The sequence below is a fragment of the Bacillus sp. FSL R5-0603 genome (assembly GCF_038050295.1).
In the GTDB taxonomy this organism is placed as follows: domain Bacteria; phylum Bacillota; class Bacilli; order Bacillales; family Bacillaceae; genus Bacillus; species Bacillus subtilis.
This window is the reverse complement of record NZ_JBBOYP010000001.1, coordinates 1,813,027-1,838,706: the sequence shown is the minus strand read 5'-3', so window position 1 is coordinate 1,838,706 and position 25,680 is coordinate 1,813,027. Positions and strand designations below refer to the sequence as shown.

The 25,680-nt window shown below is 40.7% G+C and carries 35 protein-coding genes; 11 read left to right on the top strand and 24 right to left on the bottom strand.

The features are described 5' to 3' along the window. Positions 1-46: 46 nt before the first annotated feature. Positions 47-1,441, bottom strand: a complete 1,395-nt coding sequence (locus tag NYE56_RS09275; protein WP_335451611.1) for an alanine/glycine:cation symporter family protein — start codon at positions 1,439-1,441, stop codon at positions 47-49. Between the two features lie 499 nt (positions 1,442-1,940). Between NYE56_RS09275 and NYE56_RS09270 the strand changes: the two genes are divergently transcribed. After that, on the top strand, positions 1,941-2,294 hold the full coding sequence (locus tag NYE56_RS09270) for a hypothetical protein (RefSeq protein ID WP_003245190.1): 354 nt from the start codon (positions 1,941-1,943) through the stop codon (positions 2,292-2,294). A gap of 25 nt (positions 2,295-2,319) precedes the next feature. Further along, positions 2,320-2,445 (top strand): hypothetical protein, encoded by a 126-nt coding sequence (locus tag NYE56_RS09265; protein ID WP_003231548.1) that lies wholly within the window; start codon positions 2,320-2,322, stop codon positions 2,443-2,445. A 46-nt stretch (positions 2,446-2,491) separates the two neighbouring features. Here NYE56_RS09265 and parC read toward each other — a convergent pair whose 3' ends face one another. From parC to NYE56_RS09250, 3 genes are all read right to left on the bottom strand, one after another. Continuing rightward, entirely contained in the window at positions 2,492-4,912 is a 2,421-nt protein-coding gene (gene parC, locus NYE56_RS09260; protein ID WP_341283759.1) for a DNA topoisomerase IV subunit A, read from the bottom strand. A 3-nt stretch (positions 4,913-4,915) separates the two neighbouring features. Next, the gene (gene parE, locus NYE56_RS09255; protein WP_268555145.1) at positions 4,916-6,883 is read right to left on the bottom strand and encodes a DNA topoisomerase IV subunit B; all 1,968 of its coding nucleotides are present in this window, start codon (positions 6,881-6,883) and stop codon (positions 4,916-4,918) included. Between the two features lie 399 nt (positions 6,884-7,282). Then, the gene (locus NYE56_RS09250; RefSeq protein ID WP_341283758.1) at positions 7,283-7,690 is read right to left on the bottom strand and encodes a CoA-binding protein; all 408 of its coding nucleotides are present in this window, start codon (positions 7,688-7,690) and stop codon (positions 7,283-7,285) included. Between the two features lie 169 nt (positions 7,691-7,859). On the opposite strand from NYE56_RS09250, the gene plsY reads away from it, so the two are divergent. After that, positions 7,860-8,441 (top strand): glycerol-3-phosphate 1-O-acyltransferase PlsY, encoded by a 582-nt coding sequence (plsY, locus tag NYE56_RS09245; RefSeq protein WP_003231560.1) that lies wholly within the window; start codon positions 7,860-7,862, stop codon positions 8,439-8,441. A gap of 87 nt (positions 8,442-8,528) precedes the next feature. After that, a complete protein-coding gene (locus tag NYE56_RS09240) occupies positions 8,529-8,816 on the top strand; it encodes a HesB/YadR/YfhF family protein (RefSeq protein WP_341283757.1) in 288 nt (95 codons plus the stop codon). Between the two features lie 30 nt (positions 8,817-8,846). Here NYE56_RS09240 and NYE56_RS09235 read toward each other — a convergent pair whose 3' ends face one another. From NYE56_RS09235 to acnA, 7 genes are all read right to left on the bottom strand, one after another. After that, positions 8,847-9,146 (bottom strand): hypothetical protein, encoded by a 300-nt coding sequence (locus tag NYE56_RS09235; RefSeq protein ID WP_021479774.1) that lies wholly within the window; start codon positions 9,144-9,146, stop codon positions 8,847-8,849. A 15-nt stretch (positions 9,147-9,161) separates the two neighbouring features. Beyond that, positions 9,162-9,578 carry a YbgC/FadM family acyl-CoA thioesterase gene (locus NYE56_RS09230; RefSeq protein WP_341283756.1) on the bottom strand — a complete coding sequence of 139 codons (417 nt, stop codon included), beginning with the start codon at positions 9,576-9,578 and terminating at the stop codon, positions 9,162-9,164. Positions 9,579-9,662: 84 nt separating this feature from the next. Then, entirely contained in the window at positions 9,663-9,914 is a 252-nt protein-coding gene (gene tlp, locus NYE56_RS09225; protein ID WP_341283755.1) for a small acid-soluble spore protein Tlp, read from the bottom strand. A gap of 36 nt (positions 9,915-9,950) precedes the next feature. Continuing rightward, a complete protein-coding gene (gene sspN, locus NYE56_RS09220) occupies positions 9,951-10,097 on the bottom strand; it encodes an acid-soluble spore protein SspN (protein ID WP_003231569.1) in 147 nt (48 codons plus the stop codon). Between the two features lie 64 nt (positions 10,098-10,161). Next, positions 10,162-10,287, bottom strand: coding sequence for an FbpB family small basic protein (locus NYE56_RS09215; RefSeq protein ID WP_003244964.1), 126 nt, complete (start codon positions 10,285-10,287; stop codon positions 10,162-10,164). Between the two features lie 79 nt (positions 10,288-10,366). Beyond that, the gene (locus NYE56_RS09210) at positions 10,367-10,879 is read right to left on the bottom strand and encodes a redoxin domain-containing protein (RefSeq protein WP_003231571.1); all 513 of its coding nucleotides are present in this window, start codon (positions 10,877-10,879) and stop codon (positions 10,367-10,369) included. 71 nt (positions 10,880-10,950) lie between these two features. Further along, complete coding sequence (gene acnA / locus NYE56_RS09205) at positions 10,951-13,680, bottom strand: aconitate hydratase AcnA (protein WP_003231573.1); 2,730 nt, start codon at positions 13,678-13,680, stop codon at positions 10,951-10,953. A 209-nt stretch (positions 13,681-13,889) separates the two neighbouring features. Between acnA and sspO the strand changes: the two genes are divergently transcribed. From sspO to yneK, 4 genes are all read left to right on the top strand, one after another. Then, positions 13,890-14,036, top strand: coding sequence for an acid-soluble spore protein SspO (sspO, locus tag NYE56_RS09200; protein ID WP_003244839.1), 147 nt, complete (start codon positions 13,890-13,892; stop codon positions 14,034-14,036). A gap of 31 nt (positions 14,037-14,067) precedes the next feature. Continuing rightward, complete coding sequence (locus NYE56_RS09195; RefSeq protein WP_003221237.1) at positions 14,068-14,214, top strand: small acid-soluble spore protein P; 147 nt, start codon at positions 14,068-14,070, stop codon at positions 14,212-14,214. A gap of 80 nt (positions 14,215-14,294) precedes the next feature. Continuing rightward, positions 14,295-14,687: an outer spore coat protein CotM gene (gene cotM, locus NYE56_RS09190; RefSeq protein WP_072174018.1), complete on the top strand. Its 393-nt coding sequence runs from the start codon at positions 14,295-14,297 to the stop codon at positions 14,685-14,687. 234 nt (positions 14,688-14,921) lie between these two features. Next, on the top strand, positions 14,922-15,350 hold the full coding sequence (gene yneK / locus NYE56_RS09185; RefSeq protein WP_003231580.1) for a DynA interaction protein YneK: 429 nt from the start codon (positions 14,922-14,924) through the stop codon (positions 15,348-15,350). Between the two features lie 30 nt (positions 15,351-15,380). Here yneK and NYE56_RS09180 read toward each other — a convergent pair whose 3' ends face one another. From NYE56_RS09180 to ccdA, 3 genes are all read right to left on the bottom strand, one after another. Further along, on the bottom strand, positions 15,381-15,872 hold the full coding sequence (locus tag NYE56_RS09180; protein WP_123374454.1) for a CcdC family protein: 492 nt from the start codon (positions 15,870-15,872) through the stop codon (positions 15,381-15,383). Positions 15,873-15,950: 78 nt separating this feature from the next. Next, positions 15,951-16,313 carry a response regulator gene (locus NYE56_RS09175; RefSeq protein ID WP_003245707.1) on the bottom strand — a complete coding sequence of 121 codons (363 nt, stop codon included), beginning with the start codon at positions 16,311-16,313 and terminating at the stop codon, positions 15,951-15,953. 88 nt (positions 16,314-16,401) lie between these two features. Continuing rightward, positions 16,402-17,109 carry a cytochrome c-type biogenesis protein CcdA gene (gene ccdA / locus NYE56_RS09170; protein WP_063335412.1) on the bottom strand — a complete coding sequence of 236 codons (708 nt, stop codon included), beginning with the start codon at positions 17,107-17,109 and terminating at the stop codon, positions 16,402-16,404. A 219-nt stretch (positions 17,110-17,328) separates the two neighbouring features. Between ccdA and ynzD the strand changes: the two genes are divergently transcribed. After that, positions 17,329-17,502 (top strand): aspartyl-phosphate phosphatase YnzD, encoded by a 174-nt coding sequence (gene ynzD / locus NYE56_RS09165; RefSeq protein ID WP_010886518.1) that lies wholly within the window; start codon positions 17,329-17,331, stop codon positions 17,500-17,502. 73 nt (positions 17,503-17,575) lie between these two features. Here the strand turns inward: ynzD and NYE56_RS09160 are convergent, their stop codons facing one another. From NYE56_RS09160 to yneA, 6 genes are all read right to left on the bottom strand, one after another. Continuing rightward, positions 17,576-17,794, bottom strand: coding sequence for a YneF family protein (locus NYE56_RS09160; protein ID WP_003221221.1), 219 nt, complete (start codon positions 17,792-17,794; stop codon positions 17,576-17,578). Positions 17,795-17,879: 85 nt separating this feature from the next. After that, a complete protein-coding gene (gene sirA, locus NYE56_RS09155; RefSeq protein ID WP_003231591.1) occupies positions 17,880-18,326 on the bottom strand; it encodes a sporulation inhibitor of replication protein SirA in 447 nt (148 codons plus the stop codon). 152 nt (positions 18,327-18,478) lie between these two features. Beyond that, positions 18,479-20,482 (bottom strand): transketolase, encoded by a 2,004-nt coding sequence (tkt, locus tag NYE56_RS09150; RefSeq protein ID WP_014476936.1) that lies wholly within the window; start codon positions 20,480-20,482, stop codon positions 18,479-18,481. A gap of 168 nt (positions 20,483-20,650) precedes the next feature. Continuing rightward, on the bottom strand, positions 20,651-20,884 hold the full coding sequence (locus NYE56_RS09145; RefSeq protein WP_341283754.1) for a DUF896 domain-containing protein: 234 nt from the start codon (positions 20,882-20,884) through the stop codon (positions 20,651-20,653). Positions 20,885-20,947: 63 nt separating this feature from the next. Then, complete coding sequence (locus tag NYE56_RS09140; RefSeq protein ID WP_015383764.1) at positions 20,948-21,601, bottom strand: YneB family resolvase-like protein; 654 nt, start codon at positions 21,599-21,601, stop codon at positions 20,948-20,950. Positions 21,602-21,619: 18 nt separating this feature from the next. Next, entirely contained in the window at positions 21,620-21,937 is a 318-nt protein-coding gene (gene yneA / locus NYE56_RS09135) for a cell division suppressor protein YneA (RefSeq protein ID WP_003231598.1), read from the bottom strand. 149 nt (positions 21,938-22,086) lie between these two features. On the opposite strand from yneA, the gene lexA reads away from it, so the two are divergent. Then, the gene (gene lexA, locus NYE56_RS09130) at positions 22,087-22,704 is read left to right on the top strand and encodes a transcriptional repressor LexA (RefSeq protein ID WP_003238209.1); all 618 of its coding nucleotides are present in this window, start codon (positions 22,087-22,089) and stop codon (positions 22,702-22,704) included. A gap of 371 nt (positions 22,705-23,075) precedes the next feature. Here lexA and NYE56_RS09125 read toward each other — a convergent pair whose 3' ends face one another. Then, positions 23,076-23,333 (bottom strand): hypothetical protein, encoded by a 258-nt coding sequence (locus NYE56_RS09125; protein ID WP_418910888.1) that lies wholly within the window; start codon positions 23,331-23,333, stop codon positions 23,076-23,078. After that, a complete protein-coding gene (gene fosM / locus NYE56_RS09120; RefSeq protein ID WP_160243739.1) occupies positions 23,242-23,676 on the bottom strand; it encodes a FosM family fosfomycin resistance protein in 435 nt (144 codons plus the stop codon). Before fosM ends, NYE56_RS09125 begins: the two co-directional genes overlap by 92 nt. A gap of 207 nt (positions 23,677-23,883) precedes the next feature. Here fosM and NYE56_RS09115 point away from each other — a divergent pair, with 207 nt between their 5' ends. Next, complete coding sequence (locus NYE56_RS09115; protein ID WP_015483284.1) at positions 23,884-24,333, top strand: YndM family protein; 450 nt, start codon at positions 23,884-23,886, stop codon at positions 24,331-24,333. Positions 24,334-24,359: 26 nt separating this feature from the next. On the opposite strand, the gene pghL is transcribed toward NYE56_RS09115, so the two are convergent. After that, the gene (gene pghL / locus NYE56_RS09110) at positions 24,360-25,118 is read right to left on the bottom strand and encodes a gamma-polyglutamate hydrolase PghL (RefSeq protein WP_341283753.1); all 759 of its coding nucleotides are present in this window, start codon (positions 25,116-25,118) and stop codon (positions 24,360-24,362) included. A gap of 224 nt (positions 25,119-25,342) precedes the next feature. Then, on the bottom strand, positions 25,343-25,657 hold the full coding sequence (locus tag NYE56_RS09105) for a hypothetical protein (RefSeq protein WP_166668700.1): 315 nt from the start codon (positions 25,655-25,657) through the stop codon (positions 25,343-25,345). Positions 25,658-25,680: the final 23 nt, after the last annotated feature.

Here is a 25,680-nt window from a genome sequence, read left to right as displayed (position 1 = left end):
AAAAGCTGCATTCAACTATTGAATGCAGCTTTGTTTTACATTTATATTATGCTTCTTGTTCATCTTCCCATGTTTCAGCGTTTTTCAGCCCCGGGATGTTTTTCGCTTTAAACACAGGATCAAGTCCTTGCTTACGCTGTTTCGCGTAATCTTTATACACTTTGTAAGCAACGTTTGACAGCAGCGTAATCACAATTAAGTTGATCAGCGCCATGATACCCATAAAGAGGTCCGCCATATCCCAAACGATTTGGAAGCCTGATAAAGATCCATACACAACCATAGCAATTACAGCGATACGGTAAATGTTCAGCCATGTTTTGCTTGTTTTAATAAATTCAATGTTTGTCTCGCCATAATAATAGTTGCCGACAACTGAACTGAATGCAAACAAGAACATTGCGACTGCGATGAAAGTCGGCGCCCAGCCTCCAATGTGATGGTTAAGAGCAGCCTGAGTTACTTGAATGCCGTCGCCTTTTGGTGTTACACTGTACAGTAAAATAATAAATGCTGTGGACGTACATATGATAAATGTATCGAAAAATACGCCTAATGTTTGAATAAAGCCTTGCTTTGCCGGATGGGATACATGAGCCGTCGCAGCCGCGTTTGGTGCGCTCCCCATTCCTGCTTCGTTTGAAAACAGTCCGCGCTGCGCACCGATAACGATGATGCCGCCTATTCCGCCGCCGACGACTTGTTCAAAACCTAAAGCATTTTTAACGATTGTAGCGATAACGCCAGGGAAAGCCGTAATATTCGTGATGACAACAAATAAAGCGATAAGGATATAAATGCCTGCCATAACCGGCACAATTAACTGTGAAACAGCGACAACACGTTTTAAACCGCCGAAAATGATAAACGCAGTTAAAACCGCCAGAACTATGGCTACAACTATTTTATTCACATGGAATGCGCCATCCAATGCTCCAGCAATTGTATTTGTTTGAACAGCGTTAAAAATCAAGCCGAATGAGACGGTAATTAAGATTGCAAAAACGATGCCAAGCCATCTGGCACCAAGACCCTTTTGAATATAGTAGGCCGGCCCTCCGCGGAAATCCTCCCCGTCTCTCACCTTATAAAGCTGCGCTAACGTACTCTCAACAAAGCTTGAAGCCATACCTACTGCAGCCACTACCCACATCCAAAATACAGCGCCTGGTCCGCCTGTCGCAATTGCTAAGGCTACACCAGTCAAATTCCCTGTGCCGACTCGGGATGCGGCCGAAATAAAGAATGCCTGCATAGATGAAACACCTTTATTTCCTTCCGGCTTCTCCCCTACTATTCTGAACATTTCAATAAAATAACGGAATTGGATAAAACCAAAACGTATGGTAAAAAATAATCCAAGCCCTATTAAAATATAAAATAGGTATTTCCAGATGAAATCACTTGGAATATTAATCAAACTATTGAAAAAAGACTCCATATTTACCTCCCGTTTTCATCAATTCAATACGAATTCGATTTTGATGTTAGATTTTTTAACATAACGAGTTTTATTATATCACAATATGACGAATTAGGAAGTTTTTTCGAGAAGAATATTGTCATAGCCAGATGTTACTCTGTCGACCCCTTCTCTATTATTTTTCTACGAATAAAAACATTCCTTGCAAGCTGGCTTTTAAAAAAGAGTGCCCTATTAACAATGTAATCATTTCTTGCCTTTCTCTTTGATTTAGCACATAAATAAAGTAATAAACCCTAAACAACAAACATATCATTTAAAATATGTTTTTATTCACACCATAAACCGGGTATACATACGCTAATAAAAGAAGTTTTCTCTTTCAAAAATAAGCAAAAAGATATATACTTAACAAAGTTAAATTTATTTTTAAATTTAATAAATCAAGTTTACTTTTAGGATGGATTGGGGTATTATTATAAAAATATTCAGTAATATTAAAGGAGGGGGAGATCATTTGAAAAAAGTAACGATATTGAAAGCATCCATCTTATTCTTGGCGATTGCCAGTTTTCATTTGTTCTCAATTCCCCACGCCTTTGATATCGGCCATCATTATAAAGCCGTAGCCGACCAGCAGGAAATGCATGAAATGAAAGCCGGCCAAAATGCTGATGATGAGAAGAAATCCATCACAGGGGCATTTACGCTGACCGCTTTATGGGCAATGGCTGTTCTGCTTCTGACCGCTGAAAGCAAAAGTACGGGATACTCCCGCCGACGTCAGCGAAAAAAAAGCTTTATACTGGCCAAATTTTATCAATCGTCTTATTTCGGCAAACTTCATGTTCAACATCACCCGATTATGTAACGAAAATATGAGGAGGCTGTTTAACATGTTGTTTATCTTAAGAATGGTGATTTTAGGCTTATTTTCTTTCACAGCGCTGAATTTATTTGTATGGCAGGGAATTGAAGTCATTCATGCGGTAACAGATCTATTCACCAATCATGAAAGCTGATAAAAAACAAACGAAACCCGCTCATATAGTATGAGCGGGTTTTTTATTATTGTTCTGTATGAAGGCGCCAAACAGCTGTAACCTTGCCTGATTCCTCTTCATCAAAAAAGAAAGAGCCATTGCTGTATCTGTCGTTTGTCCGCAACTCTTTTGCCTGCAGTTCTTTTCTGTCGCCTTTTTCTGTTTCTGCCATTAGTCGCTGTTCAAGACCGCAAGCGAACAGTGCTACAACTCGGTGAGGATTCTTTTTCAGTTCCCTTAGCATTACGACACCGCGTTTTGCACGGGATGTCTTCTCGAACTCAGAAAGACTCATGCGTTTTACCGCTCCCCGCTGTGTGAACAAGACAATTGAATCAGATTGCTGAAGGATCTCACCGGAGACAACAAAGTCATCTTCTTTTAAGTTAATCCCTTTGACACCTGCCGCACGCGCGCCAACTATATTCACTTCGTCTTCTCCAAACCATAGGCCGTACCCTAAGTGAGTGGCCATAAAGATCTGGCTTTCCCCATTTGTTACATGTACATCAATCAGTTCATCTTCACCCTTCAGATTTAAGGCCACAAGCGCCTTAGAATAACGCTGTGCTTTATAATGGGTGAGCTCTGTCTTTTTCACCATCCCGTTTTTCGTAAAGAATAGAAGATATGCCGACGGATCAAATTCTTTTATCGGTATGGCCTTTACAATCGTTTCATCACGGTCAATAGTGATCAGATTTGAAAAATGCTGGCCCATGTCCTTCCATCTGATATCAGGCAGCTGGTGAACAGGACAATAGATGTAGCTTCCTTTGTTCGTAAAGAGCAGCAGCACGTCTGTCGTATTCATTTCAAACTGATGCAGCATCCTGTCCGTATCTTTCATTCCGAAGTCCTGACCGTTGGAAGCGGCAAATGAGCGCTGGCTCGTCCGTTTTAGGTAACCATCCTTCGTAACGGTTACATATACATCCTCAGATGCCACCATGACTTCGAGATTGATTTTAATTTCTTCAATTTTTTCTTCAATCACGGAGCGTCTCGTATCTACATATTTCTTTTTCAATGCTTTTAAGCTGTTTGTAATCACTTTTAGCAGTTTTTTATCATTGCTCAGAATAGATTCGAGCTCTTCAATTTTTTTACCGAGCTCTTCTGCCTCTTCCTTAAGCGCTGTAATATCTGTATTGGTTAAACGATATAGCTGCAATGACACGATGGCTTCAGCCTGAGGCTCCGTAAATTCATATTTCGCGATCAAATTGTTTTTAGCGTCACGTTTATCGCTAGAAGAACGGATTGTTGCAATCACTTCATCCAAAATAGACAAAGCTTTCATGAGCCCTTCTACGATATGATGTCTGTCTTTTGCTTTTTGAAGCTCGTAAACGGACCGGTTTGTGACAACTTCCTTTTGGTGTCCGATATATGCATCCAAAATAGACGGCAGGCTCATCAGCATCGGACGGCGGTTATGGATAGCCACCATATTGAAGTTATATGTGATCTGCAAATCAGTGTTTTTGTATAAGAAATTCAAAATGCCTTTGGCATCAGCTTCTTTTTTCAGTTCAATGACCACTCTCAGCCCTGTTCGATCCGTTTCATCACGAACCTCTGAGATGCCTTCAACCTTTTTATCAATACGGAACTCGTCCATTTTTTTTACAAGGTTTGCTTTATTTACTTCAAATGGAATTTCAGTAATGACAATTTGTTCTCGTCCGCCTCTAATTGTTTCAATTTCAGCCTTTCCGCGGATAATGATTTTTCCTTTTCCGGTTTCGTAAGCTTTTCTTATCCCGTCAACGCCCTGAATAATACCGCCTGTCGGAAAATCAGGCCCTTTAATGACTTCCATGAGTTCATCAACAGAGCAAGAAGGCATTTGAATACGCTTAATGACAGCATCAATGACTTCTCCCAGATGATGAGGGGGAATATCGGTCGCGTATCCTGCTGAAATCCCGGTAGATCCGTTGACCAATAGGTTAGGAAACATCGCCGGGAGTACGACAGGTTCCTTGCTTGTGTCATCGAAGTTCGGCACAAATTCAACCGTGTTTTTGTCAATATCCCGAAGAAGCTCAGACGCTATCGGAGATAATCGTGCCTCTGTATAACGCATGGCTGCCGGGGGATCTCCGTCGATACTTCCATTGTTTCCATGCATTTCGATTAACACATTACGAACTTTCCAATCCTGGCTCATCCGCACCATTGCTTCATAAACCGAGCTGTCACCGTGCGGATGATAGTTACCGATGACGTTACCGACCGTTTTGGCCGCTTTTCTGAAGTTTTTATCAAACGTGTTTCCATCTGTATGCATTGCATACAGAATTCTGCGCTGTACCGGCTTTAATCCGTCTCTCGCATCGGGCAGCGCCCTGTCTTGAATAATATATTTACTGTAGCGTCCAAAACGGTCGCCGATCACCTCTTCTAATGGTAAATCATGAAATAATTCTGGCTGTGACAATCATTAAACCTCCTCAGCGACCGATAAGTTTTCATTTTCTAAAATATTGCTTTCTTCATCTAAGCCGAAAGCGACGTTTTTCTCAATCCACTTTCTGCGCGGCTCTACTTTGTCTCCCATTAACGTCGTCACACGTCTCTCTACACGTGCCGCATCGTCAATTTTGACCCTAACAAGTGTGCGGGACTCCGGATTCATCGTCGTTTCCCACAGCTGGTCTGCGTTCATCTCTCCAAGACCCTTATATCGTTGAATAGTATAGCCTTTGCCGACTTTTTTCAGGACATCACCCATCTCTTCATCAGACCATGCATATTCAATGATTTCCTTCTTCCCGCTTCCTTTACTGACCTTATATAAAGGTGGCAGCGCAATGAACACTTTGCCATGCTCAATCAGCGGTTTCATATAGCGATAGAAAAAGGTAAGAAGCAGCACTTGAATATGGGCGCCGTCAGTATCGGCATCGGTCATAATGATGATTTTGTCGTAGTTGATGTCATCGATTGAGAAATCTGCTCCGACTCCCCCGCCGATCGCATGAATGATCGTATTGATCTCTTCATTTTTAAAGATATCAGCAAGTTTAGCTTTTTCTGTATTAATGACTTTACCGCGTAAAGGCAGTACCGCTTGGAATCTGCGGTCTCTTCCCTGCTTGGCTGACCCGCCTGCTGAATCTCCCTCAACGAGATACAATTCATTTTTTGCCGGGTTTCTTGAACCCGCAGGCGTCAGCTTTCCGCTTAAAGTCGCTTCTGATTTTTTTCGTTTTTTGCCGCTTCTTGCTTCTTCACGGGCTTTGCGTGCCGCTTCGCGCGCCTGGCTCGCCTTGATTGCTTTTTTGACAAGAAGCGTTGCGGTGTCCCGATTTTCCTCTAAAAAGTAAGCAAGCCGCTCTGAAACAATCGCATCAACTGCTGATCTTGCTTCACTGGTACCGAGCTTTCCTTTTGTTTGTCCCTCAAATTGAAGAAGCTCCTCAGGAATGCGGACAGAAATAATGGCTGAAAGCCCTTCCCTTATATCGGTGCCTTCAAGGTTCTTATCCTTTTCTTTCAGCAAAGCCACTTTTCGCGCATATTCATTAAAAGCACGCGTCATCGCAGTTTTTGCACCTGACTCATGCGTCCCGCCGTCTTTTGTTCTGACATTGTTAACAAACGACAAAATATTTTCAGAATAACCATCGTTAAACTGGAACGCAAAGTCCACTTCTATAGAATGATGCTCACCCTCAAACGAGACCACTTCAGACAAGACGTCTTTTTCTTCATTTAAGTAAGCAACAAACGCTTCTATGCCGTTTTCATAATAAAAGACCTCATGCTGGTCATTGCGTTCATCAATCAGCTCAATTTTCAGTCCTTTTAACAAAAACGCAGACTCTCTTAAGCGCTCAGAGAGCGTTTCAAAATTATAAGTGGTTGTGCTGAACATCGTTGGATCTGGCTTAAAGTGTGTAAGAGTTCCCGTCTTTTTTGTTTTGCCGATCTTTTCGAGAGATGTAACCGGTTTTCCTCCATTTTCAAATCGCTGCTGATAGACAAAACCGTCCCGCTCAATGGTAACCGTCAGCCATTCAGATAAAGCATTCACGACTGATGCACCAACTCCGTGGAGCCCGCCGCTTGTCTTATAGCCGCCTTGGCCGAATTTTCCTCCGGCATGAAGCACCGTTAAAATCACTTCAGGGGTTGGTTTGCCGAGCTTATGCATTCCGGTCGGCATGCCGCGGCCTCTATCCTGTACAGAAATACTATTGTCTTTATGTATTTTGACGATTATGTGATCTCCATGGCCGGCAAGCACCTCGTCGACAGAGTTATCTACAATTTCATAAACCAAGTGGTGCAAACCCCGCGCGTCAGTAGAGCCAATATACATACCCGGCCTTTTCCTGACAGCCTCAAGGCCTTCGAGCACCTGTATGGCATCTTCGTTGTAATCAAATTGCTGTTTTCTAGCCAAACGTACAAACCCCTTTCAAAAACTAACATTGTCTTTCTCTTTTTCAGTGTTACACATCATTTGTATATAAGATATTTTTTATAAACCTCGCCTCGAGCCAGTACTGCCTTGGACTCCTCATTATAACCAATATGTTTGCAATCGCAACATAGAGCTAACGAATCAGTTCTTCTCAAAACATCGGCTAGTGCTGTTTTTACACCATAAGAACGTATGTTTGTTTATTATATATAAAGCAGCAGACCTTCGCAAATCGAACGGCCGAAACCCAGCTGGACAAGGTATTCAAAAAAAGCTGTTCAAGCTTTATTGTATCTGTTTCACCGTAATACGCAAACAATATCTTAAAATTAAAAAGCAAAAATCCTTGAATTTACAAGGATTTTTGCAGTTCTGCACCTATTTTGTTACAGCGTGTGCCACTTTTATGCACAGATCCATGATAACCGTTCTGCCTTTTTCTTTTAGCATCTGGTATGCTTCCTCATTAACTAGCCCTTGCTGTGCCCAAAAGACTGGCGTATCTGTCTCTAAAAACTCTTTCGCCACTCCAGGAAGCTGTTCTGAGCGCCGGAATACATTTACGATGTCAATCGGACCTTCAATCTCTTTTAAAGATGAAACGGCTTTGACACCTAGCGCCTCATCAATTGTCGGGTTCACAGGGATAATTTCATAACCCGCGTCCTGCATTGCTTTTGAAACCATATGTGACGTTCTATCCGGACGGTCTGAAAGCCCTACTACCGCTATACGTTTGCTTCTTTGAAGAATCTCTTTAATTTCCGCTTTAGAAGGGTTTTGCATCGTGTGTCACTCCTTTTTCACTTATTTTACACGATCAAAACAGGAGAAATCAAAATATGATGCATGTTTGATTTGATTTGTAAGCAAACTTTACAAAAAAACTTATCATCAGATCATGACATCTCATGTTAAAATAAAAAGAAGGGAATTTGAAAAAGGAGAAATGTAGATGTTAATTGCTTTATTGATTATTTTGGCCTACTTGATAGGCAGCATTCCATCTGGCTTAATTGTGGGCAAGCTTGCCAAGGGAATTGATATTCGGGAGCACGGAAGCGGCAACTTAGGCGCTACCAATGCATTCCGTACATTGGGAGTAAAAGCTGGTTCGGTCGTCATAGCCGGAGATATTTTGAAAGGGACACTGGCAACTGCATTGCCTTTTCTCATGCATGTTGATATTCACCCGCTTCTTGCAGGAGTCTTTGCGGTTTTAGGCCACGTGTTTCCCATCTTCGCCAAATTTAAAGGCGGTAAAGCCGTGGCGACATCAGGAGGCGTTTTGCTATTTTACGCACCCCTGTTATTTATCACGATGGTTGCGGTATTCTTCATCTTTTTATACTTGACTAAATTTGTTTCTCTCTCATCGATGTTAACAGGGATATATACTGTTATATATAGTTTCTTTGTCCATGATACGTATTTATTGATTGTCGTTACCCTGCTCACTATTTTTGTGATATACAGACACCGGGCGAACATTAAACGAATTATCAATAAAACAGAACCTAAAGTAAAATGGTTATAAGCTTAAAAAACTTCTCTTTTGACACAGAATAGCCTAATACGTTTATAATAGAGAAAATTCAAATGAAGAACAAAGGGGTGTTCTGTTATGAATATGACAATTAACGAAGCCGCATTGAACTGGTATAAAGAAGAACTCGATTTGGAAAGCGGAGACCAGGTTCGCTTTTTCGTCCGCTATGGAGGCTGCAGCAACGTTCAAAAGGGTTTTTCTCTCGGTGTAGCGAAAGATGCCCCACAAGAGGCTGGAGTCACTGCAGAAGCTGATGGCATTACCTTCTTTATTGAAGAAAGTGATTTATGGTACTTTGATAACCACGACCTTCTCGTCAGCTATTCAGAAGACGCTGATGAACCGGTTTTTGAATACCAATAAAAAAGAACGCACATCATGTGCGTTCTTTTTTTACAAATGAAATCGTATAAGATGATCGGTTAGGTTTTCTTGTTCCAAAACATATTTTTGTGTTTCACCCAGCAGATCAAAGTGAGGAAATTCACTTTTCTTATGGATCCATTCTTTTTTTAACCCGTACGCCGCTCCCCACTGAACCAGCTTATCAATGTCTGCACAGCCGGCTTTTGTCACAGTCCTTGCTTCTGGAAATCGGTCATCCAGCCAGTAATGTGTTAAAAATGCGATTTCTCCTCTTTTCACTGCTTGTTTCCATCGGTTAAGTTCCTCCCGTTTCACACCAAACGCCATATCCCGTTCACTTCCCTATTTTTTGGCCTTTTCATATGCTGTGTGCCAATCAGGAAAAGCTTTGCGGAATTGAATTGGCTTAAAGCTTTCTTTATCCACACAAATATGAGATGAGGTGGCTTTGATGGAAAGCTCATCGGCCGGATTATAAATGTGATAACCATAGACGGTTTTAAAGCCGTTATATTCCTCTATCCATGTATGTACAACCGCGGTTTCTCCGTAATGAAGCGGCTTTTTATAGGAAATATTGATATCAACGACTGGAGACAGAACGCCTCTTTTTTCCATATCACTATATAAAAAGCCTAAGTCCTTAATCAAGGCCGTTCTGCCGACCTCCATCCACACAAGATAATTTGCGTGATAGACAATTCCCATTTGATCTGTTTCTGCATAACGCACTTCTATTTCTTTTTTTGATACATGCAAGATTACTCTGCTCCCTTAACGTCAATTTAGCCCCATTTTACCATAATCAAATCAGAAAGAAAAAAACCAGGTTTCCCTGGTTTTTTAAGAACGGTATCCGTTTTTTCTCGCTGCAGATTCGTCCTGTATTTCATTACGAAACGCTTCAATGCTCTGTTCGCGCCTTGCATTTTTTTCTTTGATACGCTGTTTATCTTCTCCTGAAGCAAACTCCATTGATGCTTCTGCTTCTTCTATATTTTCAATTGTATTTTGAACCATATCCTGCAATTTTTCCACATTGTCAGAACGATCATCAGGATTAGGCTGCTGATATTGATTTTGGTTCTTTGTCATTCGGATGTACCTCCTAGAAATAAACTCGAATTTTCGCTACTCGCCTTTTGTCTGCATGATAATCGGCCGCTGTCCTGAAGTATCATGCATTTTTTCCCCTTTATTGGCTTTATATTTTACAGGCTTTGTACCCAAGTGGCTTGGAGCATATTGAGGCTGACCGTTTTTCTTGTTGTTTCCCATGTTTATCCCTCCTCAACAGATAGGTTTCTCAAAAGGAGGGGTAAACATGAATACAAATTAAAGGTTATTTTTGCTTAAATCGCTGTTCAAGCTTTTCCTCAAGCTGATTTAAATACTCTGTATTGGTCATCAGCTCTTTTTTGTTTTCCATGACGAGCTCATGAAAAGAACGTTTTCTCATCTTCTTCACGCTTCTCACCTCCGCATATTCTTTTATTTTTTCCAATTCTGAAAACTTGTAAGCATATCTGAGCATAAAAAAACTGAATCTAATCAAGATCCAGTTTTTGTTCCATTTCTTTTTTTGTCATGGTGCCAACGTGTATGTCTTGGATAACACCTTTTTCATCTAAGATATATGTCGTTGGATATGACATCACGTTATAGTCAGCATTGATCCCTTTTTTATCAATCAGAATGGGGAACGTTAAATCATACGTATCAGCAAACGCTCGGACCTGTTTCTCACTTTTCTCAGCTGAAGTGAAATTTACCGCAACAACCGCAAGTTTGTCGGCGTACTCTTTTTGCAGCTTTTCCATCGCAGGCATTTCCTGACGGCACGGCTTACACCAAGTTGCCCAAAAATTGAGCAGCACTTTTTTGCCTTTTGCATCCTGTAAAGAGCTTTTCTCTCCTGATAGCGTTTTCAAAGAAAAATCAGGTGCTTGTTTCCCCTCTTGAATTCCGACTTCTTTTTTGCTGTATGTTTGATATAAATTCCATCCCGTATAACCGGCAAGCATGATAAGCAGAATCCCTGCGAGCCATTTTTTCAGCATATGCCACCTCCGCAGCACATTGTGTCATAAAAAGAAGAGAAAGCGAAATGCCTTCTCTTCCTATTAATTCATCAGGACTGCTTCATTTTTTCACGAAGCACCATTTGAAGGATGCCGCCATGGCGGTAGTAATCAATTTCAACTTCACTATCAAAGCGGACGACTGCTTCAAAAGTTGTTACATTGCCGTCTTCATTGATTGCTCTTACAGTCACAAGGTCACGAGGACGAACTGTTTCATCAACATCTACCTCGATGACTTCTTTACCCGTTAAGCCGAGTGTATCCGCATTTTCACCTTGTTTAAACTGAAGCGGCAGCACACCCATGAATACAAGATTGCTTCTGTGAATTCTTTCGAAGCTCTCTGCAATAACCGTTCTGATGCCGAGAAGGTTTGTTCCTTTTGCAGCCCAGTCACGTGAAGATCCCATACCATAGTCTTTTCCTGCTAATACGACAAGACCAGTTTTATCTTCTTTGTATTTCATGCACGCATCATAGATGGATGTTACTTCACCAGTCGGCCAGTACGTCGTAAATCCGCCCTCTGTACCCGGTGCAATTTGGTTTTTGATCCGAATGTTTGCAAATGTTCCTCTCATCATGACTTCATGGTTTCCGCGGCGGGAACCGTAGGAGTTAAAGTCACGAGGAGAAACACCTTTTTCTTGCAAGTACTTTCCGGCAGGCGTATCTTTTCCGATTGCCCCCGCAGGAGAAATATGGTCAGTTGTGACTGAATCGCCGAATTTACCGACAACACGCAAACCTTTTAATGGTTCAACCTTGCCTGGCTCAACAGACATTTCTTCGAAGAATGGCGGGTTTTGAATGTAAGTTGACTCGCTATCCCATTTATATAAAGCTTCATCTGTTGTTTCAATTTCGTTCCAGCGCTTGTTGTCATCAAATACTGTTTCATACTCTTTGCGGAATAGCTCTGGCGTAACAGTTTGCTTAACAAGTGCATTAATTTCGTCCATTGACGGCCAAATATCATTAAAGTATACGTTCTGACCATCCTTGCCCACACCGATTGGATCGGTTTTCAGGTTAATGTTTACCGTTCCAGCCAGCGCATAAGCCACAACAAGCGGCGGTGAAGCAAGATAGTTGCCTTTAACAAGCGGGTGAATACGTCCTTCAAAGTTACGGTTTCCGGAAAGGACAGACGTAATTAGAAGATCATTTTTCGCAACCGCTTCTTCGATTTCCGGTGAAAGCGGACCTGAGTTCCCGATACATGTTGTACAGCCGTACCCAACGAGGTTAAAGCCAAGCTCTTTCATGTATGGAAGAAGGCCTGAATTCACAAGATATCCTGTAACAACTTTAGAACCCGGTGCAAGTGACGTTTTCACGTAATTAGGCACCTTAAGCCCTAACTCAACCGCTTTTTTCGCTACCAGTCCGGCGCCGATTAGAACGTATGGGTTTGATGTATTTGTACAGCTTGTAATTGCAGCAATGGCGATCGCACCCGTTTTCATAACTGTTTCTTCGCCGTTAAGGAGTTTAAACTTAATTTCTTTATTTTCTTCCTCAGCATTTAAACCGAATCCTTGGTTACCTGCTGGGCTGACTAATTGCTTTTTAAACGTTTCCTGCATAGCAGATAGCGGGATCAAATCCTGAGGACGCTTTGGACCCGATAAGTTTGCTTCAATTTGAGACAGGTCAATTTCAACCACATCAGTAAATTGAGGGTCTTCCGCATCTGGAGTGTAGAACAAGCCATTGCTTCTGCAGTATGCTTCAACAACATCAATATGTTCAGGATCACGGCCAGTCAGGCGCAGGTAGTTAAGCGCTTCTTCATCTACTGGGAAGAATCCGCATGTAGCACCGTATTCCGGAGCCATATTCGCAATTGTTGCGCGATCTGCAAGCGGCAGTTCAGCAATTCCCGGTCCGAAGAATTCAACAAATTTACCGACAACGCCTTTTTCACGCAGCACTTGTGTTACTTTTAACGCCAAGTCAGTAGCTGTTGTTCCGTTTGGAAGCTTGCCGACAAGTTTCGCGCCGATTACCTCTGGAACTGGGAAGTAAGAAGGCTGTCCAAGCATTCCCGCTTCAGCTTCAATTCCACCGACACCCCAGCCGAGAACACCGATACCGTTAATCATTGTTGTGTGTGAGTCTGTTCCGACAAGCGTATCAGGATACGTTACAAGCTCGCCGTCTTCTTCAATGGCATGGACAACACTTGCCAAGAACTCAAGGTTGACCTGGTGCACAATACCTGTTGCAGGCGGCACTGCCTGATAATTGTTAAACGCTTTCTTTGCCCAGCTTAAAAATTTGTAGCGCTCTGCATTTCTTTCGAATTCCAAGTCCATATTTACTGCTAATGCATCTTCTGTACCCGCTTTATCTACCTGTACAGAGTGGTCGATAACGAGATCAACAGGAATTTCAGGGTTGATTTTATCAGGGTCTCCGCCGACAGCTGCCATTGCTTTACGCAGTGAAGCCAGATCTACTACTGCCGGAACCCCTGTGAAGTCTTGTAAAATAACACGAGACGGTTTGAATGGAACGTCGATATCCTTTAATTCGGCAGTTCCCCATTTTGCCAAATTTTCCACGTGTTCTTTTTTGATAACGAAGCCGTCAACTTGACGCAATACTGATTCTAAAAGAACTTTGATGGAATAAGGAAGCTTCGAAACCTTTCCTATACCTGAATCTTCTAACGCTTTTAAAGAGTAGTAATGATATGTTTTCCCATTTGTAGTAAACGTTTTTCTCGCTTGGAAAACGTCTTTTGCTGCAGTTTTTTGCTCGTTTGCCATTCTCCAAAATCCCCCTTCAGATCAGATCATTCTCATCACAATTTTCTCACAATTTCATATTAAAACAAAATCATACATAAGTAAATATCAATGTTTTTATTAAATACAATAAGTTCGACTTATGAGAAAAATGTACCGGTAATTTTTACTGTTTACGCTCTCTCATATAACACAATAAAAGGAGCCATATTATGATTGAGGTGATAATGATGGTCAAAAGAAAAGCGAATCACGTCATTAACGGAATGAATGACGCAAAAAGCCAAGGCAAAGGCGCCGGCTATATTGAAAACGACCAGCTTGTACTGACTGAAGCAGAACGCCAAAATAACAAAAAAAGAAAAACCAATCAATAACACCGAACTCTTTTAAGGAGGTTCTCATTTTATGACCAATAAGAATACAAGTAAAGATATGCATAAAAACGCCCCTAAAGGACACAATCCCGGCCAACCTGAGCCTCTAAGCGGAAGCAAAAAAGTAAAAAACCGAAACCATACAAGACAAAAGCACAACTCAAGCCATGATATGTAAGAAAAGCAGACCTTAGTGTCTGTTTTTTTATGCGTTCACCCATTTATAATCCACCGCATATGATGTTAAGCAAGGTTGATATGTGGAGGAATGCTTCCATGGACCATTCAAAACGCAACGATGCAAATGATTTCGATAGTATGGATGAATGGCTTCGGCAATTTTTTGAAGACCCCTTCGCCTGGTACGACGAAACATTGCCTATTGATTTATATGAAACTAGTCAGCAGTATATTATAGAAGCGGATCTGACTTTTTTACAGCCTACACAAGTAACAGTTACCCTTTCTGGATGCGAGTTCATCTTAACTGTCAAATCGTCAGGACAGACTTTTGAAAAACAAATGATGCTTCCTTTTTATTTTAATGACAAAACCATTCAAGCCGAATGCGAAAATCAAATACTCACAGTCGCCGTCAATAAAGAAACAGAAGATGGCTCTTCTTTTTCTCTTCAATTTCCTCTCAGCTAAACATAAAAAGTCACTTTCATCCCCTATTATGAAAGTGACTTTTTTTTCCGTCCATTTATCGTCAAATACCCTCTAGTGACTCTCCCATGGCCAAATAGCAGATTCACTATACAATAGAATATGATCTACTATCTCTTTTGACTAGACGTCTATCACTTTTTTCTATTCTTTTTTTACTGTGTTCTTCTAATCTCTCTTCGTATACAATATGGTTAGAATAAGGGGGAATGATTGATGCTGGAAGGATGGTTTTTATGGTTTATTCTGTTTTGGGTGATCATGATGGTAGTCTTATTATCAATCGGCGGTTTTTTCATGTTTCGAAAGTTTTTAAAGCGTTTACCAAAAGAGGACGGCAGATCAGAGCTTGATTGGCAGGATTACTATATTGAAAACAGCAGACATTTATGGAACGATGAAAACAAACAGTTTCTAGATGAATTGACTGCGCCGGTGCCAGAACTGTTCAGAGATGCAGCAAAAGCCAAAATCGCAGGCAAAATCGGTGAGCTTGCATTAAAAGAAAAGGTAGCAAAGATTGATCAGCAACTTATGATCAAAGGCTATATTCTCGCAACTCCTAAAAGAGACCATACCTTCTTAAAAAGGCATCTGCGGGACAAAAAAATCGATTTGGAACCTTATCAGACCCTTCTCAAATAAAAAACCTTTCCTGACAAGAGGAAAGGTTTTTTAATTCATTTGAATATTAGCTGACTGCAGCTCGTTATGAAGTTTTCGATATGATAAATACATGGCGATTCTCCAAGGCACAATCATACCGAAAGCCAGAATCCAAAACATTCCGCTCAGTGCACCATAATCGATTGATGTGCTCAAGATGGATTTCATCACGATTCTGATCACCAAAAGACCGACTAATATAAAAACAAATGCTTTAGAGCGTTTCATGTAAATTTCATTATTTTTAATTTCGAACTTAGAAGTTTTGATTAGAAAAATAGAGAAAATCACACCTAAAGTGAATGCTTCCAAAAACTCTGCACCAGTTACCCAAAATACCGGAAATAAAAACATTAACGCTCCCGTACTCATAAAAATCGGCGGAAGAATGATTTTTTTTGGTGAAACAGGCTTGTCAGAGGACTTTATTCTGACCACCATCACAGCTACAGCCATGAACACAGCAATAATCGATGAAACTATAATCATCATACTTATCATTCCTTTGTTTCTCGGAGTGTTGATACTATATACTATACTCCAAAACAATAAAAAAAACCATTTTGAAAAGAAATGACTTTAATGTCCCATAACGCGGCTTACAGCTTCCAGCACTTTTGTTTCCTCAAACGGCTTAACAATAAAATCCTTTGCCCCCAGCTCAATTGCTTCCGTTACAATTCTTTGCTGGCGCATGGCGGTGCACATGATGACCTTCGCTTTAGGATCAAAGGTTAAGATATCACGAAGCGCTTTTATGCCGTTTTTCACCGGCATTGTAATATCCATTGTCACAAGGTCCGGGCGCAGTTTTTTATACAGGTCCGCTGCTTGTTCACCGTCCGCCGCTTCGCCTGCGATTATGTAATTTGCCTCTTCCAAGATCTCTCTGATTTTCACTCTCATGAACTTGGCGTCGTCTACAACTAAAACTCTTGTCATATTCCCCTCCAACAATCGAATTCCACAGATAATAGTCTTATTGTACCAAAAACAAAAGGATTAGTAGTAGTACGAAAGTAATTTACCATCAAAAACCAGTAAAGCCTCCAAAAAGATCTGACAGCAAAATAATGATCAGGCTCATCCAATTAAAGAATAACAGCACACCAATCACAATCATCAAAACGCCGCCAGCTTTCATAATTAAAAGCTGGTTCTTCCTTATCCACTTCAGCTTTGTGATAAAAAAAGACAATAAAAGAAACGGTACCGCAAAACCGAGTACATATAACATCATGTATGGCACTGCTGAGCCCGGATTGGTGCCTGCAAGTGTGATAACAGCACCTAATATCGGACCGGTGCATGGTGTCCATCCAGCTGCAAATGCCATTCCGATTAAGACCGACCCTAAAAACCCGCTTGGTTTATGTTTAAAATGGATTCTCCGCTCTTTCATCATTGCCTCAGGCCGGAACACACCGAGTGTAATGAAACCGAACAAAATAATAAGCAACGCGCCAATTTGCCGAATCGCATCGTGATAATCCCTAAACAGGCTGCCAATAAAAGATGTTCCATAGCCTAAAGCAATAAAAATGACTGAAAAGCCAAGCAAAAAACACAAAGTATGAAACAGGCTTCTTTTCTGCAGCAGCAGCTTTTCTGTTTTTACATCGTCCATGCTGACCCCTGTAATATATGACAAAAAAGCTGGGTAAAGCGGCAGGCAGCAAGGCGAAATAAAGGATAAAAACCCCGCTCCGAATGTCAAAAAATAATTCACGTCTCCCATGTCATCATCCCTTCATGATTTGACATTCCTTCAAGTTATGACAAAATCATTTCATTTTTTTAACACTTTCACTTGAAGGATTTCTATTTTCAGAAAAAACTTATATAATTTAATTTGACATTGAGACATTATACTCCTTCTCATTTGAAAATTAGTATAAATATGGATATAATATAAACATTCACTTTGAAGATCTAATGTATGAAAGGATACATCCCTGTGATTAGAGAGCATCTATTAAAAGAAATTGAAAAAAAAAGAGCAGAGCTGCTGCAAATTGTCATGGCGAACGGAATGACATCTCATATTACGATAGAGCTCAGTCAGGAGCTTGACCATCTTCTCATACAATATCAAAAGCAGCGCCTTCGAGCAGTAGCGGGTGATGAATGATTGCAAAATAAAAAACCCGTATAAGGGTTTTTTATTTTATAACCATGTTTCTCTATATCATAATCTTTACGTATTATTTCGTTTGATTATTCATGGCTTTCATCATTTGATTGATTTTCTTTTGAGAAGGTTTCATTCCCATTTGCATCATCATCATGCGTAACATTTGTTCATTAATAGGCGGATTCTTTTTCAGGTAGCTCATCATATATTTACGAGCAATAAAAAACCCGAGTGCAACACCTATGAGCAATGCAACAACGCCCACTAGGATGCCAACCCATAAAGTCATTTTATTTCCTCCTTCATGTTGTCTAGTTTAAAGTGTACTAAACCAAAAGCTATTATACAACATTTACATCTCTTTTTCTTCGGTTTTAGACAAAATTTCTTTCTTTCACCGGATTTAGCCATCCGTAACGCTTCGAATTGAAATCCATTGCTAAAAAGCAAGGGCTTACTTTTCTTAACACTTCAAAGAATATCGTTTCTGCCTCGTAATCTCCCGAAGCCACAATTTCTATCATGTGCTCCTTCATCATAAACGTCGCGTGGCCTTTTGCTTTCGGCAAAGCTATTCTATAAATATAATCCAGCTGCCTGTAATCCGTCTTGTTTAAATTCATTTTTAACCGCTGATGCATATGTAAAATCGGGATTGGTTGTGTAATATATTGAATCTGTTTCTCTGTCATTTCATACTGCTGCTTTTCAAGGCTTGTCCAATGATAGTCTTGAAACAGCTCAAACATAACCGATTCCCGGCCGAAATAGTGATTGGCAAATTCCTCTTTGATCAGGTACGTATAGTAGTGACGTTCCATCTTTTCATCCCCTTTTCCAGCAGCATTTCATTTGCTCTCTATTATACAAAAGAAGAAAAGAAAGAATTGTCTATTACTGTTAAACAGCCAATACTATTTTTGTCGGATAAACAAGAAAAAGAGGATGATTTGACTCATCCTCTTTCAAAAGCTTACTTATTGATTAATGCCTTAACTCGATTCACTACGTTCGGAACTGAGAAGCCGTATTCGTTAATGATGGTTTCACCAGGAGCAGATGCACCGAATCGGTCTATGCCGAGAACGTCACCTTCAAGCCCCGTGTATTTGCCCCATCCAAATGATGAGCCCATTTCAATTGCAAGACGTTTTTTCACATCTGCAGGAAGGACTTCGTTTTTGTATTCATCAGATTGTTTCTCAAAACGGTCCATTGAAGGCATGCTGACAACAGAAACATCGATATTTTCTTTTGCCAATTCAGCCTGCGCTTCAATTGCAAGACCTACCTCTGATCCGGAAGCGATGAGAAGAGCGTCAGGTGTTTCATTTTTAGATTTAGAAACGACATATGCACCTTTTTCTACTCCTGCCAATGCTTCTTCAGCTGTTTGATCGATGGTAGGAAGGTTTTGACGTGTAAGCACTAGCGCTGTTGGGTGGTCAGTGCTTTGCACTGCAAGCTTCCATGCTGCTGCTGTCTCATTGCCGTCTGCTGGACGGATCAAAGAAAGGTTAGGCATCGCACGGAGTGAAGCAAGCTGTTCAACAGGCTCGTGCGTCGGACCGTCTTCACCTACCGCAATACTGTCATGTGTGAAGACATATGTTACAGGAAGGCCCATTAACGCTGCAAGGCGAATCGCAGGACGCAGGTAATCAGAGAAGACAAAGAAAGTTCCGCCGAATACACGAAGACCGCCATGAAGCGCCATACCGTTTAAGGCTGCACCCATCGCAAATTCACGTACACCAAACCAGAAGTTCTTGCCTGAGTAATCAACCGCTGTAAAATCACCGGCATTTTTAATTGTCGTTTTGTTCGATCCCGCTAGGTCAGCAGAACCTCCGACAAAGAAAGGAATTTTTTTCGCAAGTCCGTTGAGAACTTCACCGGAAGATGCACGGGATGCCAGGCTGCTTCCTTTTTCATACACAGGAACCTCTTGATCCCAGTCCTTCGGAAGCTCTCCTTTGATTGCCAGTTCAAGCTGTTCAGCAAGTTCAGGATAAACTTCTTTATATTTAGCGAATTGAGCATTCCATTCTTGTTCTTTTTTCTCACCTGATTCTTTAACAGCTGCAGCGAAATGCTCATAAACTTCTGACGGAACGTAGAAGTCTTCTTCATACGTCCACGCGTAAGCTTCTTTTGTTAATTTGCTTTCCTCTTTACCAAGCGGCGCACCGTGAACACCGGATGTACCGGCACGGTTAGGTGAACCGAATCCGATTGTCGTTTTCACTTCAATTAATGTAGGTTTCTTTTCATTTTGGCGTGCTTTTTCGATAGCCGCTGTTAATTCTTCAATATTGTTTCCATCCTCAACATAAAGAACTTCCCAATTCATTGCTTCAAAGCGCTGTTTCACGTTTTCAGAGAATGAACGGTCGAGGTCTCCATCAAGAGAGATGTCATTAGAATCGTATAGTACGATCAGACGGCCAAGCTGAAGATGGCCTGCGAGTGAAGCGGCTTCAGAAGAAATACCTTCCATTAAATCACCATCACCGCAAATACTGTATGTATAATGATCGACTACGTTAAATGAATCGCGGTTGTATGTTTCCGCTAAATGGCGTTCAGCAATTGCCATACCGACTGCCATGGCAATTCCTTGACCAAGCGGACCTGTTGTAGCATCAACACCGGCAGTATGTCCGAATTCCGGGTGTCCAGGTGTTTTGCTGCCCCACTGGCGGAATCCCTTAAGATCTTCAATACTAAGATCAAACCCGCTTAAATGAAGCATGCTGTATAATAGTGCTGACCCGTGTCCAGCAGATAAAACAAAACGGTCACGGTTAAACCAGCCAGGGTTTGCCGGACTTACGTTCATAAATTTTGTCCACAGCGTGTATGCCATTGGAGCGGCTCCCATCGGCATCCCTGGGTGACCAGAATTTGCTTTTTCAATAGCGTCTATTGACAGTGTGCGAATGGTAGCAACTGATTTCTTTTCAATTGTATCCATAAAAATCCCCTTCCTTATGTGTTGTACCCTTACATCATAAATGTCTGACGACTTTTTCTCAACTGTTTCAGCTTAAATTTGAGAGAAACTTGTTGAATTTTGTCACATAAGAGTTTTGATTATAGTATATGCAAAAGAGGAATACGATATTGCCGTATTCCTCTTATATTAGTGAAGTTTGTTATTTCTTTGTTCTCTTTTTAGCTTTTCCGGTGTTACATCATTGCCTTCTGGGTCAATGATTTTCACACTTTTTAACGTGTTCTTCATAGAAGAACGAAAACCTTTCAAGTACTCTTGACGGAGCTTTTGCTGTTCGGCTTTTTCTTCTTCTGTAATAACGCCAGCTTTAGATTTGGCAGCAAGCTCATTAATTCTGGCAATTTTCGCGTTTGAAATCATGTTAAACTCCTTTATTGCATTTTGTCTATATAGTACTAGATCAAAAAAAGTTTTACAACTGATTCACTCTGCTGTCTCTTCATTCTCTATGTATTCCTGAAAACGCCGGTGAACGGTTGCTTTAGAGACATCATAGCCAAACCCTCTTAGGGTAGCCGCGATTTCAGCAAACGTCAGTTTATTCGCTCTTAGGCGGACGATCTCAGAGATTGGCACCTCTATTTTTTCTTTTCCACTGTTCTCATGTTGGTTTTTTAAGTTTTTTTGCGGTTTAAAACCGTTTTTTACTGCACGCTTCATTCCCCGTCTGATTTTCATGTTGTGAATCTTTCGCTGATACTCTTCCACAATGCTGACGATTTCCAAGACCATTGAGTCAGCCTCCGATAACTCCAGTTCACCTCTATGAGCCGTTGTATAGACTTTCACACCTTCTCTATAAATACAATGAAGCAGTGCGATTTTTGCGTTTCCCCGTCCGAGCCTTGTCTCATCCTGAACCAAAATGACATCAATTCCAGCGTTCTTAATCTCATCAAGCAGCTCAAATACACCATCCCGATCCATTTCATATCCGCTGGCTTTTTCTGAAATCACTTTGACCACTTCCATGCCGTTCTCCGCTGCAATGGCCGTAAGCTCCTCCTCCTGCCGCTTTAATGACGTTTCCTGCTGTTCTTTATTTGTGCTTACGCGGGCATAAATGAGTGCTTTCATTTTATCTCTCTTTCCTCTCTATCTTACAGTTGCTAATTCATATGCATCCTGATGCTTCTTTTTCAATGGGATCACTAACTCATCACCCGGCTGGATATCAGAGGTTTGAAGTTGATTTTTATCAGCTACCCATTCAATAAAATCATTTTTGTTTATCTTTTTTGTATCTGCTACCTGATCAGCAATTGACCAGAGTGTGTCGCCTTGCTGGACTTCTATTTTAACATACTGATTAAGCTCTTGGCCGCTGCTTGTATATGACAGCATAAGGATAACCGCGCTCAAAATCACTGTGAACAGACCGACAAAAATAATAGATTCTTTACTCATGATCATAACCTCCAACAGGAATGTTTGTTCGCATTTTTATAATTTCAGTATATACGAACAAACGTTTCTGTCAATTGTTTTTTCGAACCTATGTTTGTACTGTAAGGAAAATCATGCTATAATCTTCTTAAAATCGACGTTTTGAGGTGCGAAAAATGACGAAGCTATCTAAAAGGCAACTTGATATCCTCCGTTTTATTAAAGCAGAGGTTAAATCAAAAGGATATCCGCCTTCCGTGAGAGAGATCGGAGAGGCTGTCGGGCTTGCGTCCAGCTCTACTGTCCACGGCCATTTGGCCCGCTTGGAAACAAAAGGGCTGATCAGACGGGATCCGACAAAACCAAGAGCAATAGAAATTCTTGATGAAGAAGTAGACATTCCGCAAAGCCAGGTCGTTAATGTACCGGTCATCGGGAAAGTCACGGCGGGATCTCCTATTACAGCAGTAGAAAATATTGAAGAATATTTTCCGCTCCCTGACCGCATGGTTCCTCCAGACGAGCATGTATTTATGCTGGAGATTATGGGAGACAGTATGATAGATGCTGGTATTCTCGATAAGGACTATGTCATCGTTAAACAGCAAAACACAGCGAACAATGGGGAAATTGTAGTTGCGATGACAGAAGATGATGAAGCAACTGTAAAACGATTCTATAAAGAGGATACACACATTCGCTTGCAGCCTGAGAACCCAACGATGGAACCTATCATTTTGCAGAATGTCAGCATTCTAGGGAAAGTGATTGGCGTGTTCAGAACCGTCCATTAATCTATTGATCTATCAGATGAATGAAATAACCCCCTTTTCCTTTACGGAGAGGGGGTTTGTTGTTCAAAAAAAGCAGGCTCGCCCTGACTTTTGGGTGCGAGCCTGAATAGGAGGAAAAAGAACATCATGTTTACACCATAATTATCCACCAAAAGATTGTTGAAGTCAAGAAATTTTCTTTCCTTCAGGAAACTTTTATCAAAATATGAACGTTTAGAATATTAGACGCTATCTTCTTAAAAACGTTTCATTTTTTAGGTCGTGGAAGGATGCGGTTTCATATTTATTAAGGGGCGAGGCAATTGAAATATACTGAAAATTTAGTACACAGTTTAATTAGTTCATATTTCTGTTAAAACAGCTCGCTTTCTTCATATAAAATGTAATGTGTATTTCAATTTCACCTTCACCCAATCACTTGTGCAGTTCAAAAGATATGGCATCGTTGAACAAGTCGGGTAGAAACCTTCCCCAAACATAAAGTCTCCCCCAACACCCTTCTTTAAATTTAACCTTATATGAAATATGGTTGTGATATCAAAAGGCCGTTTCATCATAAAAGTGCATATGCGTTTTTTCTTGTTTGTAATATCGAAGCCTGTCTTGAAGGGTTCCGGTATGAAATTCAAATTTGTGGCCGTCAGGGTCGGTAAAATAAATTGATTTTCGATCACGTTCATCTCGTTCTCTGCCAGACAGAATATTGACATGAAGTCTTTTTAATTTAGCTGACACCTCCTCAAATTCATGATCTTCAATTGTAAAAGCAATATGGGTATAAGAAAGCTTAATATCATTTCTCGGGATGTCTGGTTCTTCATTAAGCGCTAGCCAGATGCCCCTCATGTCAAAATATGCAGTTGTTCTTCCCTTTACCAAAAGCTTTGCATCAAACACTTTTTGATAAAAATCAATCGATGTATCCAAATGCGAAACTGAAAATAGCAAGTGATTGATTCCTTTTATCTCCACAAATCATTCCCCTCTTGAAAGCTGATCATCCACATATACGACTTTTTTCATAAGAAAGTTTCATACAGCTGAAAAAAATACCAGTGTAAACAAAAACGGACTGTTTAAAATAGTAACATGACCATTATGAATGGTTTTGAATTGCATTATTTATCATTTGTTTACGCCCAAGAATTTTCTTCAAAAAATAACAATTTAGGTGGTCAAATGAAACATATCATTGCGCTTGCTTCAAAGATTGCTTTCACTCTCGCCCTTTTATATGTGATTTTGGACAGAGTATATCACGCATCCTTTTTAAGTGTGATGTTTATTGCACTTTTCTTAGGTTTTGTTTCCTATCTTTCTGGTGACATGCTCGTCTTACCCAGAACAAACAATATTACAGCTTCATTGGCTGACTTTGGCCTTTCATTCGTTATTCTTTGGGTATTTGTTTTAACCCAAACAAGAAACGATTTCTCACCATTTGGAGCAGCTCTCCTTTCTGCTGCCTGTCTTACTGTTTTTGAATACTTTTTTCATCGGTATTTACTGAAAAATGTACTTGATGAAAATTTCCGAAATGAACTGTCAGCGAGAGATAACACGTTGCAGTATCAAACGGAAGCCGCGGACGAGCTGTTTCCCGAAACGAATGAGAAGCATAAAGAATAGGAGGCTGTCTTATCGCCTCCTATTTTTCAGTAGCTATTTTTGAGAAAACGGAACATCACTTCTGTAAACTTATAAAACCTCTCATTTTGAGTAACAGCTCTGCTTTTTAAAGAAAAGATGCCGAACAAAGACTTTCGAAAGCCAGTGCTCATTTCTATCTGGATACTTAAACCTGTTTTTGATTTATTTGCAATGTTATTCGGACTAACGCCCGCATGTGGATGGTCCGTATTGAGCAATACAGCAGGAAAACCGGCATGCTGCAATTTCTCAACTAAATCTGCCGATCTTACGCGATCTGTACCGCCGACTTCGATCTGCTGATCTTCTTCTGCGTACCCGTGTAATGAAATGACATATTCATGATTTCCCGTCATTTTAAGGGCCCGAGGTTCATCAAAGTGCGTGCTCGTAATGTGCAGGACTGAGTTTCCTGTCGATTTTAAGCCTTCAAATAAATACATCGAGTACTCTTTGCTGAGCTCTCTCGCTACTTCACTTGTCCCGCCTTCAATACCTCCTCCGTGAATAGCTAAAACAAGAACAGGGCTTCCGGTTTCTTTCGTAACAATGTCGTAATCAGAAGGATCTTCATTGTTTTTTAATTCCTCAAAATTCTGATATACATCTTCAGCATAAATTGAAGAAATCGGAGTAAACACCATAAAAATAAACAATAATTTTACAATTTTAATAGTTGATGGAAAACGTTTGGCTATGTTACAATCAACATGCTTCAAGGAATGGAGCAAACGGCGGAGCAGGGATACTTTGGCCGGTTTCATCTACTCCGCCTCTAAGTCCAAATCAACAGGATGTAGGTCTCTTTGAGGCTTTAGCACGAATTCTCTCGTCCTCCTTGTTAAATTTTTGTTAAATTCACAATATTATATACCATTAGCCCGGGCGCTGTTCTTCTCATTTTTGAATTTATGAAAAGTAAGCTGGCACCACCTCCCCCATTTCCATACAAAACAAAAATGCACCTGCCCTTTGGCCTGTGCATTTTTTATTTTCTCTTCATTCTTCGTTTTTTTGCTTGATTTAATTTCATGATGTTTTTTTCAATTTTTCTTATGTTTCGCCTTTGCGGGATTGTTTTCATTTCATAATAAACAGAAATAAACCCGCTTAATGTCACTGCTGCAATATAAAGGGCGCGCTGTTTGATCATCCGGTCAGCGTGTCCATGATCATTCGCTTCTTTTTCCAGCCTTTCGATCACAGTTTTATCAAACAGCTGATCGACATACACTTGTTTCATTCCCACTGCAAACCCCGCAGCCAGCCAAAGAATCAGAAATAAACTGATATAAAACACCATAAACCCTTCCTTTCCTGTCTTGA